Origin of the sequence: Kitasatospora sp. NPDC056076 (assembly GCF_042266305.1) — a bacterium.
GTDB lineage: Bacteria > Actinomycetota > Actinomycetes > Streptomycetales > Streptomycetaceae > Kitasatospora.
Genome location: NZ_JBHJWG010000013.1, coordinates 167,885 through 180,313, shown reverse-complemented (window position 1 = coordinate 180,313; position 12,429 = coordinate 167,885). Strand labels below are relative to the sequence as shown.

Genomic DNA, 12,429 nt, shown 5'->3' with positions numbered 1-12,429 from the left:
GCCCCGGCCCGTCCGGCGGCTGCCGCCCCGCCGGCGGCGGCTCCCGCCCCGGCGCAGGCCGCGGTGCAGGCCCCGCCGCAGGCGCAGGCCCCGGTCCAGGCGCCGCCCCGGCCGCAGGTGCAGGCTCCCGCGCCGGTGCAGGCCCCGCCGCCGGTGGCGGCGCCCCCGGCCCGCCCGGTGCAGTCGGTGCGGCCGGAGGACGACATCCCGGAGGAGGACGACCCGGACCTCAACGAGGAGACGTTCTCCGGCCAGGACCTGATCATCCGCGAGCTGGGGGCCACGGTGCTGGAGGAGATCCACCACCGCGGCAACTGAGCGCTCCCCGGGAGCGGGGCCACGGCATCCGCCCCGGGCCCGTAGGCTCGACCGTGACGTACGACGAACCGTGTGACAGCAAGGAGTGAGCCGTGTTCCCCGGTGGTGGTCAGCCCAACATGCAGCAGCTGCTCAAGCAGGCGCAGAAGATGCAGGAGGAGCTCGCGAAGGCCCAGCAGGAGCTGGCCGAGGCGAAGGTGAACGGTACGGCGGGCGGCGGCCTGGTCGAGGCCACGGTGACGGGTTCGGGCGAGCTGGTGGCGCTGACCATCGCCCCGGCGGCCGTGGACCCGGAGGACACCGAGACCCTGGCCGACCTGGTCCTGGCGGCCGTGCGGGACGCCAACCAGGCGGCCCAGAAGATGCAGGCCGAGCGGATGGGCCCGCTGACCCAGGGCCTGGGCGGCGGCGGCATCCCCGGCCTGCCGTTCTAGGGAAACCCCGGCCGGGGACCCCGCCGCGGGGGTCGACGGTCTGGAGTTCAGACGGCGGACCCATGTGATTTCTGTGGGAGTCGGGCGTCGGGCGGTGTGTCCGGCGCCCGATTCGTTGGATGATGGCACCGGGGCACCTCCGACCAGGAGCACCACCGGACCATCCGAGGGAAGGCGCGACGTTGTACGAGGGCGTGGTTCAGGACCTGATCGACGAACTGGGCAGGCTGCCCGGCGTCGGGCCCAAGAGCGCCCAGCGGATCGCCTTCCACGTGCTGCAGTCCGACCCGGTCGACGTGCGCCGTCTCGCGCACGCGCTGCTTGAGGTCAAGGACAAGGTCCGCTTCTGCGCGGTCTGCGGCAACGTCGCGGAGGCCGAGCGGTGCCGGGTCTGCCTGGACCCGCGGCGCGACCTCGGCGTCATCTGCGTGGTCGAGGAGCCCAAGGACGTCGTCGCCATCGAGCGCACCCGTGAGTTCCGCGGCCGCTACCACGTGCTGGGCGGCGCGATCAGCCCCATCGAGGGCGTCGGCCCGGACGACCTGCGCATCCGCGAGCTGCTCGCGCGCCTCGCGGACGGCACGGTCGCCGAGCTGATCCTGGCCACCGACCCCAACCTGGAGGGGGAGGCGACCGCCACCTATCTGGCCCGGCTGTGCAAGCCGATGGGCCTGAAGGTGACCCGGCTGGCGAGCGGACTGCCCGTCGGCGGGGACCTGGAGTACGCGGACGAGGTCACCCTCGGTCGCGCCTTCGAAGGGAGACGACTGCTCGATGTCTGACCGGACGATCAACCAGCAGCCCCACGGCTCCCCGCAGCCGGAGGCCGGGGCGACCGCCCCGCACACCCACGGCCACGGCTCCGAGCCGGACGACTTCGCCGTGCAGATCGCCGACTCGGTGGAGAGCTTCGTGCTCGCCGTCACCGAGGTCGCCAAGGGCGACGAACCGGGCAGCGCGGTCTCGCTGCTGCTCCTGGAGGTCTCGCAGCTGCTGCTGGCCGGCGGCCGGCTGGGCGCGATCGAGGACGTCGTCCCCGAGGACCGCTTCGAGCCCGACGCCGGGCCGGAGCCGGACGGCGAGCAGCTGCGCGAGCGCCTCGCCGTGCTGCTCGCGCCGATCGACGTCTACCACGAGGTCTTCGACCCGTACGGTCCGCCGGAGAAGCCGAACGCCTTCCGGATCTCGGACGACCTGGCCGGCGTGGTCAGCGAGCTCCAGCACGGCCTGACCCACTACCGCGAGGGCCGGGTCAGCGAGGCGCTGTGGTGGTGGCAGTTCTCGTACCTCTCCAACTGGGGCACGACCTGCACGGCGGTGCTGCGGGCGCTGCAGTCGCTGATCGCCCACGTCCGGCTGGACAGTCCGATCGGTGCGGCGCCGGACGGCGCGGACACCGACGACGACGGGCTGACCGACGAGCAGTTGGAGCAGCAGGCGGGCGACCTGATGGAGGCCGAGCTCGGCCTCGGCCGGTAGGCGGCAGGTAGGCGGCCCTCGGCCGCAACCGAGGGCCGCAACCGAGGGCCGCAACCGAGGGCCGCAACCGAGGGCCGCACCGAGGGCAGTATGCGAAGGCCGCAGCCGACGGCCGCCGCCGGGGATCGCGGCGGCCGTCGGCGATTGTGACGAATGCCTCAGCAATCCCCCCGGAAAAGAAATCCGGCCGGGGTACCCGGTATTCGTCCGGGAATTCTTCGGAACGGCGCCCGGTGTCCCGCAGACCTGCCGGTGGCACCGCCCGAACCGCCGCCCACGTGCTGAAACGGCCGTCTCATCATATGGAAAGCGCCGGTCAGGGCACCCCTGCTCGGTAGACTGGCGCGGACCGCACCCCCCTTTCCCCCGGGGGGTACGGGGGCCTGGAGCCCCCGGAAAACGACACTAGTCGAGGAGCGCACGTGGGCCTTGTCGTGCAGAAGTACGGCGGCTCATCCGTTGCGGATGCCGAAGGCATCAAGCGCGTTGCCCGCCGAATCGTTGACGCCAAGAAGGCCGGCCATGAGGTCGTCGTCGTGGTGTCCGCGATGGGCGACACGACGGACGAGCTCATCGAACTCGCGGAGCAGGTGTCACCGCTTCCTGCCGGCCGTGAGTTCGACATGCTGCTGACCGCTGGAGAGCGCATCTCCATGGCGCTGCTGGCCATGGCGATCAAATCCCTGGGGCACGAGGCCCAGTCCTTCACGGGGAGCCAGGCCGGTGTCATCACGGACTCCGTCCACAACAAGGCACGCATCATCGACGTGACGCCGGGTCGCATCCGCACCGCCCTGGACCAGGGCAACATCGCGATCGTGGCCGGCTTCCAGGGCGTGTCCCAGAGCAGCAAGGACATCACCACGCTGGGCCGCGGCGGCTCGGACACCACCGCCGTCGCGCTGGCCGCCGCGCTCAAGGCCGAGGTCTGCGAGATCTACACCGACGTGGACGGCGTGTTCACCGCCGACCCGCGCGTGGTGAAGAAGGCGCGCAAGATCGACTGGATCGCGTACGAGGACATGCTGGAGCTGGCCTCGTCCGGCTCCAAGGTCCTGCTCGACCGCTGTGTCGAGTACGCGCGGCGCTACAACATCCCGATTCACGTACGCTCGTCCTTCTCGGGTCTTCCCGGGACGATCGTCAGCAACGACAACCCGAACAAGCCCGAAGGGGGCGAGATGGAGCAGGCCATCATCTCCGGGGTCGCCCACGACACCTCCGAAGCCAAGGTCACCGTCGTCGGCGTGCCCGACAAGCCGGGCGAGGCGGCGCGCATCTTCCGCGCCATCGCCGACGCCGAGGTCAACATCGACATGGTGGTGCAGAACGTCTCCGCCGCGTCGACCGGTCTGACCGACATCTCCTTCACCCTGCCGAAGACCGAGGGCCAGAAGGCCATCGACGCGCTCGGCCGGGTCAAGGAGGGCATCGGCTACGAGTCGCTGCGCTACGACGACGCGATCGGCAAGATCTCGCTGGTCGGCGCCGGCATGCGCTCCAACCCGGGCGTCACCGCGACCTTCTTCGAGGCGCTCTCGGCCGCGGGCGTGAACATCGAGCTGATCTCCACCTCGGAGATCCGCATCTCGGTGGTCACCCGCGCCGACGACGTGCCGGAGGCGGTCCGCGCCGTGCACAGCGCCTTCGGCCTGGACAGCGAGAGCGACGAGGCCGTCGTCTACGGCGGCACCGGTCGATGACCCGGGAGCCGGGCGGGGGCAGCGGGCGGTGACCCGGCGTCCCAACCTCGCCGTGGTCGGCGCCACCGGCGCGGTCGGCGAGGTGCTGCTCGGCCTGCTCTCGCTCCGTCAGGACGTCTGGGGCGAGGTCCGACTCGTCGCCTCCCCGCGCTCGGCCGGCCGTACGCCGGTCGTGCGCGGGGCGGCGGTCCCGGTGGTGCCGCTGACCGAGGAGGCCTTCGCCGGGATCGACGTCGCCGTGTTCGCCGTCCCCGACGAGGTCTCCGCCCAGTGGGCGCCGATCGCGGCGGCCAAGGGCGTCGTGGTGGTCGACGACTCGGCCGCCTTCCGCACCGTCGGGGACGTACCGCTGGTCGTCCCCGAGGTGAACGCGGCCGCGCTGCGGATCCGTCCGCGCGGGATCGTGGCCAGTCCGGCCGGCCCCACGCTGGCGCTGGTCACGGCGGTCGGCGCGCTGCACGCCGAGTACGGGCTGGAGCAGCTGGTGGTGGCCACCTACCAGGCCGCCAGCGGCGAGGGCCGGGCCGGCACCGCGGCGCTGCGCGAGCAGACCGCCCTGGTGGCCGGCACCGAGGTCGGCCGGCAGACCGGCGACCTGCGCGCGGTGATCGCCGACGAGGGGCCGTTCGCGGCCCCGCTCGCCCTGAACGCGGTGCCCTGGACCGGCGGTCTCCAGGACGGCGGCTGGTCCGCCCAGGAGCTGGGCCTGCGCGACGAGGCCCGCAAGGTCCTCGGCCTGCCCGCCCTCAAGGTCTCCGCGACCTGCGTGCGGATCCCGGTGGTGCGCACCCACGCGCTGGCCGTGCACGCCCGCTTCGAACGCGAGGTCAGCCAGGAGCACGCCCAGGACATCCTGCGCGAGACGCCCGGTGTGGTCCTCTACGACGACCCGGCGGCCGGGGAGTTCCCGACCCCGAACGACGCGGTCGGCACCGACCCGGTCTGGGTCGGGCGGGTGCGCCGGGCGCTGGACGAGCCGGACGCGCTCGACCTCTTCCTGTGCGGCGACAACCTGCGCAAGGGGGCCGCGCTCAACCTGGTGCAGATCGCCGAGCTGGTGGCCGCCGAGCTCACGCTCCGGGCGGACTGAGGGCGGCCGCCGAGTCGGCGCTCCAGGCGGGGCGAGGGCGGCCCGAACTGACGGTGGGGAGGCTCAGGACCCGTCATCGGCCCGGTTCTGAGGGCCCCTTGTGCCCGAGGACGTCCGGACCTGTGTCCGCTCCTCGACACAATCTGTCCGGAATCCCGTGGGAATCCCCTGGAGGCCGCTTCCGCCGATGCGGAAGAATGGCCCCCGGGCTGGGCAACCATGACAGGGGATCGAGTGTCCAACGGGCGTGGCGAACGTGATGGTGGGGGCAAGGGCGGGCATCGGGGCGAGAGCCGTGGTGGCCTTTCCGGCGCGTTCCCCGTGGTCTTCGAGTAGGCCGGAAGACGACCAGATGACGGCGGCCGCACCCGGTGCGGCGGACTCCGGCGCGGGTACCGACGCGGGTACCAGCGAGGACCTGCTCACCGAGACCTACCAGGCGCACTACCGCTCGCTGCTGCGCCTCGCCGCGCTGCTCCTGGACGACCTCTCCACCTGTGAGGACGTCGTGCAGGAGGCCTTCATCCGGGTGCACGCCGCCCGGCGCAGGGTGCGCGAGCCAGAGAAGACCCTGGCCTACCTGCGGCAGACGGTGGTCAACCTGTCGCGCTCCACGCTGCGACGGCGGATCCTCGGCCTGCGACTGCTGCCCAAGCCGATGCCTGACATGGCCAGTGCAGAAGAAGGTGCCTACGATGCCTTGGAGCGCGACCAGCTGAAGGCCGCGTTGAAGGGTCTGCAACGCCGTCAGCGGGAGGTTCTGGTGCTGCGTTACTTCGTGGACATGACGGAGGCGCAGGTGGCCGAGACCCTGGGCATCTCGCTCGGTTCGGTGAAGGCGTACGGCTCACGCGGACTCGCCGCCCTCCGGACCCAGATGGAGGCCGGACATGGCTGACGGCGCCCGCCAGCGGCCAGGGGACGACCACCTCCCGGACTTCTCCGCCGAGGAACGGGCGCTGCGCGAGCTCATGCACCACGCGGTGGACCGGATCCAGCCCGGAGTCGGCGCCCTGCCGCGGATCCGCCAGGCCGTACCCCGGCGGCGGGCTGCCCGGCGCGGGGCCTGGACGGGCGCGGCGGCACTGGCCCTGGCGGTCGCGATCGCGCTGCCCGTCCTGCACGAGGGCGACCACCTCGGACTGTCCGGCGGGCCCGGCTCGGCGAACGCCGGCGGCGCGACCCTCGCCGCCCCCACCGGCAGCGCGATCGGCGGCAGCGCCACCGGCGGGGGCGTACGCCCCGGCCCCGGCGGCGCGGGCAGCACCTCTCCGACCGGCACCGGCAGCGCCTCGCCGAGCCCCGGCGCGGACGCCACCCGCACCGGCCCCGCCACCCCCACCGGGGCCCCCGGCACCGGGGACGGCGGGATCGTCCCGCTCTGCACCCGGGCCGACCTCGGCCAGGGCACCGCCCAGGTCGGCCCCGCGGACACCCAGGGCCGGATCTACGGCTCCTTCACGGTGTACAACGTCTCCGGCCGCAGCTGCCGCCTCGGCGGGCCGGGCGCGGTGGCCGTCACCGACGTCAGCGGCACCGACCGCAACCGGGTCCGCTCCGCCGACCACACCCCCGGCGACCCGGCCGGCAACCTGCCCGCGATGGACGCCGAACCGCCGCTGCTCGCCCCGCAGGCCGGGTACAAGGTGCCGTTCGCCTGGATCCCGGACCAGGGCTGCGGCTCCTCCGGCGGCGCCACCACCGCACCGACCTCCGGCACCAACCAGGCCTCCCTGACCACCCAGGGCCCCGCCGGCTCCTCCGGCGCGGCCCCGAACTCCGGCACCGGCGCCTCGGCGGCGCCGAGCTCCAACCCGCAGGCCAGCCCCTCGCCCACCTCCGGGCCCACCGCGGCGCCGAGCCCCACCGCCACCCCGAGCGGCAACCCGACCGGCGCACCGCCCACCGCGACCATCGCCCACACCCCGGCCCCAGGCAGCCCGGCGGTCGCCACGGCCTCGCTGCCGGTCGGGTGCGGGGGGACGCTCTACCGGGGCGGGGTCCAGCCGTCCGGCGGGTCGGCGGCCCGGCCCTCGGGGACGCCCGCGGCGGGCTGAGCCGGGGGCGGCGCGGGCGGCGGTGGTGGAGGATCCGGGCTCGGCGCGGGCGTCGTCGGCGCAGGACCCGGGCTCGGCGCGGCCGTCGTCGGTGCAGGACCCGGGCTCGGCGCGGGCGTCGGCCGCGCGGCGTTCCGCGGCCGATCCGGCGGGCGGAGGCGGACCCTGTGGTCCGGCGCGGTGTGAGGAGTGGTTACCGTGGGGGGTGTGTACCGGTTCCTCCTGACTCCGCGCTGGCTGGGCGGCACCGCCCTGGCCGTGGCGGCCGTGGCGGTCTGCGTCTGGCTGGGCTCCTGGCAGCTCGGCCGGTTCGAGGACCGCGTCTCCACTCACCAGGAGACCAAGCAGTCGCTCGCCGCTTCGGGTGAAGCCCGTCCGATCGACGCGCTGCTCGGCCCGGCCACCCCGCAGGTGACCACGGAGACCGTCGGCAAGTCCGTCACGGCCTCCGGGGAGTACGACACCGAGCACCAACTCCTCGTCCCCAACCGGGTGTTGGACGGCAAGCAGGGCTACTACGTGCTGACCCCGCTGCGTACCGCCGACGGACACGCCGTCGCCGTGGTGCGGGGCTGGGCGCCCGGCAACCCGCCCGCCGACCCGTCCGGCGCCGCCCACGCGGTCGGGCCGGCCCCCACCGGGCCGGTGACGGTGACCGGGCGGCTCCAGGCCAACGAGTCGGTCGGCAGCAACGGCGCGGTCGCGGGCGGCCTGCCCGCCGGGCAGCTCGGCATGATCAACCGGGCCTCGCTGCTGAACGTGCTGGAGTACGACGGCTGGTACGACGGCTGGGTCTCCGCCGACCAGGTGCCCGCCGGGCTGACCGCCGTACCGACCGTCCAGCCGCAGGGCGGGGACGGGCTCACCCTGCGGGCCTTCCAGAACCTGGGCTACACGCTGGAGTGGTTCGTCTTCGGCGGGTTCGTGGTCTTCATGTGGTTCCGCCTGGTGCGCCGGGAGGCGGAGGCGGAGCAGGACCGGGCCCTCGGGCTGGACCCGGTCCTGGACTGAGCCGCCCGGTCAGCGGGTCGGCCTGCCGGGGGGCGGGGTGGGCACCGGGGTCGGCTTGAGCGGTGCGGTCGGTGCGGTCGGTGCGCCGGTCGGTGTGATCGGTGCTGCGGGGCCGGTCGGGGGCCCCGACGGGGTCGACGAGCTGCCTCCGCTGCCTCCGCTACCGAACGGCGTCGCCGTGTCCTCGTCCACCGGCGCGCTCCCGCCGCGGCAGTGGCCGCGCCCGGCCGACCCGTTGTTCGAGCCGTAGTGGTCGATGTGGTGGTGCGTGGTGCGACCGCCACCCTTCGAACCGCTGGTGCCGCTCGAACCGCCGGAGCTGCTGGAGCCGTGCGAACCGCCGGAACCGCCGGAGCTGTTGGACCCGCCGGAGCCGTGCGAACCTCCGGACCCGTGCGATCCGCCGCGCTCGGCCGCGTCCTCCTCCGCGCCCGGCTGGTAGGACGCCCGGAGGACCGTCGCCCCGGCCACCGGCGCGCTCGCCCGGGTCGCCGAGCCGCTGGGCGCGGGCGCCGGGTGCGCGACGGAGGCCGTGGGCGTGGCCGGAGCCGGGGGCGTGGTCGGAGCCGGGGCCGTGGCCGGAGGCGGGCAGGCGACCTCGTCGCCGTGCGAGCCCGAGCAGCCGCTCAGCACCAGCACCAGCACCCCGGCCACCGCCGCCCCCGCGACCGCCGACAGACGTCTCACCCAGCCGCTCCGCTGCCGCCGTCGGGGACCCCGAGGTGCCGCCGGACGAAGTCGATCTCCAGCCGCAGCTGCCGGATCCGCTCCTCCACCACCAGCGAGCCGTGCCCGGCGTCGTACCGGTACACCTCGTGCGGCTTGTCGAGCTGCTCCAGCCGCTCGACGTAGTTCTCGATCTGCTGGATCGGGCAGCGCGGGTCGTTGACCCCGGCGCTGATGTACACCGGCACCCGCACCTGCTCGACGTAGCTCAGCGGCGAGGAGGCGGTGAAGCGCTCGGGGACCTCCTCGGGGGTGCCGCCGAAGAGGGTGCGGTCGAGCGACTTGAGCGCCTCCATCTCGTCGGCGTACGCGGTGTGGTAGTCCGCGACCGGTACCGCGGCGACGCCCAGCGACCAGCTGTCGGGCTGCACGCCCAGGCCGAGCAGGGTCAGGTAGCCGCCCCAGCTGCCGCCGGTGAGCACCAGTCGCCGCGGGTCGGCGAGGCCGCTGGAGACGGCCCACTCCCGGACCGCCGCGATGTCCTCCAGCTCGATCAGGCCGACCCGCTCGTGCAGCGCGTCCGTCCAGGCCTGGCCGTAGCCGGTCGAGCCGCGGTAGTTGACCCGGACCACCGCGAAGCCGTGGTCCAGCCAGGCGGCCGGTCCGGCGGCGAAGGAGTCGCTGTCGTGGTGGGTCGGGCCGCCGTGGACCTCGAAGACCGTCGGGTACGGCCCCGGGCCCCCGGTCCGCGGGCGCTGCACCAGGGCGTGCACCCGCCCGCCGGGACCGTCCACCCAGACGTCCTCGACCGGGACGGAGCCGGGCGGCACCGGGCCGGGCGCCCGCAGCACGACCGCACCCGCGGTGGAGCGGACGGCGGAGGGCTCGGCGGCCGAGGACCACAGGTACTCGACGGTGCCGTCCGGGCGGGCGGTGGCGCCGCCGACCGTGCCGCGCGGGGTCTCCAGGCGGGTCAGCCGGCCGTCCGCGAGGTCGTACGTGAACAGCTCGCTGCGCGCCTCGTACTCGTGCTCGACCAGCAGCGCCCCGGCGCCGGGGCGCCACTGCGCGGAGACGTCGCCGGGCAGCTCGCGGCCCTGCTCGTCGCGGAGCGGGAGGGCGGTCTCGGCGCCGGTCGCGACGTCCCAGATCATCGGCTCCCAGCGGCCGGTGCGCTGGTGGGCGACCAGCAGCCGGGTGTCGCCCTCGACCGGGGCGAAGCCCAGGCAGGCGACGCCGCGCGGCTCGTCCCGGCCGGTGACCTCGTCCAGTTCGGCGACGGTCTCGATCCCGTCCCCGGTGAGCCGGACCACCCGGATGGCGGAGTGCATCGCGTCGCCGTGCTCGGTGTGGTCGACGGCCAGCAGGGTGGCGTCGTGGCTGAGGTCGCCGACGCCGCCGTACTCCTCGTGCCGGTAGATCTCGACCGGCTCGGCCGCGCCCGGTCGGCGCAGGTGCAGGGTGGTGCCGTCCTCGTCGGTGGAACGGCCGACGACCACCGTGCCGTCGCGGCCCAGCGCCAGGCCGGCCGAGTAGGAGGCGGCGAGGCCGGGCACGGCCTCCTCGTCCGGGCCGCCCGCGAAGGGCTGGCGGCGCCAGACGCCGAACTCGTCACCGTCGTGGTCGTCGAACCACCAGACCCAGGCGCCGTCCGGGGACAGCTCGGCGTCGGTGGTGCCGTTCGGCCGGTCGGTGACCCGGCGGTGGGAGCCGGTGGCACGGTCCCAGGCGTAGACCTCGTAGGTGCCGGTCGCGTTGGACACGTACAGCGCCCGGTCGGGGGCGTCCTCGGCCCAGTCGGGCAGTGACACCCGGGCCGCCCTGAACCGCTGCTCCCACGCCGGTACGGTGCTCTTCTCCTCGCTCATCCGACCATCCAACCCGATCGGGGGGACGGAACGGAACGGGCGGGCGGGGATCGCCCCGCCCGCCCGGCTTCCTCCGGCGGCCTGCCTGGGTCGTGCTCCTCGGCGGCCCGCCCGGGTGGTGCTCCCAGGGCGTTCTCCCGGGTCGTGCCCCCGCGACGTTCTCCCGGGTCGTGCTCCTGCGGCATTCACGAACGGCGCGGCACCAGCCGGACCAGGCCCACCAGCACCAGCTCCAGCACCGCCAGCACCGCCGTGCTGCGGACGAAGGCCGCCGTCGGGTCGCCGGCGCCGTAGTAGACCAGGCCGATCAGCGCGACCCCGACGGCGCCGCCGACCTGCTGCACGGTCGCCACCGCCCCGGCCGCCGCACCGGCCAGCTGCGGCTCCACGGCCGCCAGGGCGACGGTGGTGACCGGCGCGATCACCAGGCCCATGCCGAGGCCGTCCACGAACAGCCCGGGCGCCAGCCACCAGACGCTGCCGTCCGCGCCGGCGTCGGCGGCGAACGCGAGCAGGCCCAGCCCGGCGGCCATCAGCACCCCGCCGACGGTGATCGTGCGCGGCTCGCCGAGGCGCGCGGTGACCCGGTGGGTGGCGTTCGAGGTCAGCAGGTAGCCGAGGCCGATCGCGGTGAACACCAGCCCGGCGCCGAGCGCGTCCAGTCCGCGGCCCAGCTGCAGGTGCAGGGCGAGCACCAGGAAGAACGAGGCCTGGCCGAGCCAGAAGACCAGCTGGGCGAGCAGCCCGGTGCCGAAGGCGCGGCCGCGGAACAGCCGGGTGTCCACCAGCGGGGTGCCCCGGCCCGTACTGCGGTGCTGGTGGACGGCGAACGCCACCAGCACGGCGACCGCCGCGCCGAGGCAGAGCAGCGTCCACAGTGGCCAGCCGAGGCCCGGCCCCTGGATCAGCGGCAGCACCAGGGCGGTCAGCCCGACCGTCGCCAGCAGCACCCCGACCGGGTCCAGGCCCGGCCGCTGCGGCGCCCGCGACTCCGGCAGGCAGCGCCGGACGGCGGCCAGCGCGGCCAGGCCGATCGGCAGGTTGATCAGGAAGCAGCTGCGCCAGCCCAGGCCGAGAAGGTCCGCGCGGATCAGCAGCCCGCCGATCAGCTGGCCGAACACCGCGCCGACGCCCATCGTCAGCCCGTACCGGGCGAAGGCCCGGGCCTGCGCGGCGCCGCTGAACGCCGTCCGCAGGATCGCCAGCACCTGCGGGCCCATCAGCGCGGCCGCCAGGCCCTGTGCCACCCGGGCACCGACCAGCGCGGCCGCCGTCGGGGCGAGGCCGCAGCCCGCCGAGGCGAGGGTGAACAGGGCCAGACCGAGCGCGAACACCCGGCGCCGGCCGTACCGGTCGCCGAGCCGGCCGGCGGTGACCAGCCCGACGGCGAGGGCCAGGCCGAACCCGGCCATCACCCATTGGACGACCGCCGGGCCGGCGCCCAGATCCGCCTGGACGGAGGGGACGGCGACGTTGACGACGAAGGTGTCGAGGGCGGTCATGAAGGTGGCGGTCAGGATCACCGGCAGCAGGCCCCGGGGGGCGGGTGCCGCCGGGGCAGCGGGGGGAGTGCGGGTAGCGGGGGTAGCGGGCGGACCGGGGGTAGCCGGGCCGGGGGCCTTGGCGGGGGCTTTCAGTGCGGTGCTCAACTCGGGCTCTCCTCTCTCGGGCGCCCCGCCCTCCGGGGGCGGGGCGCCGCCGGGGGGGGCGGCGCCCCCGGAACCCGCCTGTCCCATGGTACGACGGGCGGCTGGGACGGACGGGCGGTTGGTGTTGGACTGCGGTGTGGCAGCCCCAGCGTGT

Annotated in this window: 11 protein-coding genes and 1 pseudogene; 9 read left to right on the top strand and 3 right to left on the bottom strand. The window is 74.8% G+C overall.

Going from position 1 to position 12,429, the window contains the following annotated elements; all coding sequences use genetic code 11:
• The 9 genes and pseudogenes from ACFC1T_RS13765 to ACFC1T_RS13725 all read left to right on the top strand — a co-directional run.
• Nucleotides 1–318, top strand: a pseudogene (locus ACFC1T_RS13765) (DNA polymerase III subunit gamma and tau); the annotation flags it as partial.
• 92 nt (nt 319–410) lie between these two features.
• Complete coding sequence (locus tag ACFC1T_RS13760) at nt 411–752, top strand: YbaB/EbfC family nucleoid-associated protein (protein ID WP_360227091.1); 342 nt, start codon at nt 411–413, stop codon at nt 750–752.
• Between the two features lie 182 nt (nt 753–934).
• Nucleotides 935–1,534, top strand: coding sequence for a recombination mediator RecR (recR, locus tag ACFC1T_RS13755; RefSeq protein WP_375887690.1), 600 nt, complete (start codon nt 935–937; stop codon nt 1,532–1,534).
• A complete protein-coding gene (locus ACFC1T_RS13750; protein WP_375887687.1) occupies nt 1,527–2,231 on the top strand; it encodes a DUF5063 domain-containing protein in 705 nt (234 codons plus the stop codon). Before recR ends, ACFC1T_RS13750 begins: the two co-directional genes overlap by 8 nt.
• A 422-nt stretch (nt 2,232–2,653) precedes the next feature.
• Nucleotides 2,654–3,934 carry an aspartate kinase gene (locus ACFC1T_RS13745; protein WP_375887685.1) on the top strand — a complete coding sequence of 427 codons (1,281 nt, stop codon included), beginning with the start codon at nt 2,654–2,656 and terminating at the stop codon, nt 3,932–3,934.
• Nucleotides 3,935–3,962: 28 nt separating this feature from the next.
• Complete coding sequence (locus tag ACFC1T_RS13740; protein ID WP_375887682.1) at nt 3,963–5,024, top strand: aspartate-semialdehyde dehydrogenase; 1,062 nt, start codon at nt 3,963–3,965, stop codon at nt 5,022–5,024.
• Between the two features lie 352 nt (nt 5,025–5,376).
• Nucleotides 5,377–5,922 (top strand): SigE family RNA polymerase sigma factor, encoded by a 546-nt coding sequence (locus ACFC1T_RS13735; protein WP_254802531.1) that lies wholly within the window; start codon nt 5,377–5,379, stop codon nt 5,920–5,922.
• Nucleotides 5,915–7,081, top strand: a complete 1,167-nt coding sequence (locus ACFC1T_RS13730) for a hypothetical protein (protein WP_375887680.1) — start codon at nt 5,915–5,917, stop codon at nt 7,079–7,081. Before ACFC1T_RS13735 ends, ACFC1T_RS13730 begins: the two co-directional genes overlap by 8 nt.
• Before the next feature lie 207 nt (nt 7,082–7,288).
• A complete protein-coding gene (locus ACFC1T_RS13725; protein ID WP_375887677.1) occupies nt 7,289–8,092 on the top strand; it encodes an SURF1 family protein in 804 nt (267 codons plus the stop codon).
• Between the two features lie 9 nt (nt 8,093–8,101).
• Here the strand turns inward: ACFC1T_RS13725 and ACFC1T_RS13720 are convergent, their stop codons facing one another.
• The 3 genes from ACFC1T_RS13720 to ACFC1T_RS13710 all read right to left on the bottom strand — a co-directional run bounded on the left by ACFC1T_RS13720 (nt 8,102) and on the right by ACFC1T_RS13710 (nt 12,275).
• The gene (locus ACFC1T_RS13720; protein ID WP_375887675.1) at nt 8,102–8,779 is read right to left on the bottom strand and encodes a hypothetical protein; all 678 of its coding nucleotides are present in this window, start codon (nt 8,777–8,779) and stop codon (nt 8,102–8,104) included.
• Nucleotides 8,776–10,626 (bottom strand): S9 family peptidase, encoded by a 1,851-nt coding sequence (locus ACFC1T_RS13715; RefSeq protein ID WP_375887672.1) that lies wholly within the window; start codon nt 10,624–10,626, stop codon nt 8,776–8,778. The genes ACFC1T_RS13720 and ACFC1T_RS13715 overlap by 4 nt, the downstream gene beginning before the upstream one ends.
• 185 nt (nt 10,627–10,811) lie before the next feature.
• Nucleotides 10,812–12,275, bottom strand: coding sequence for a DHA2 family efflux MFS transporter permease subunit (locus ACFC1T_RS13710; protein ID WP_375887670.1), 1,464 nt, complete (start codon nt 12,273–12,275; stop codon nt 10,812–10,814).
• Nucleotides 12,276–12,429 lie beyond the last annotated feature (154 nt).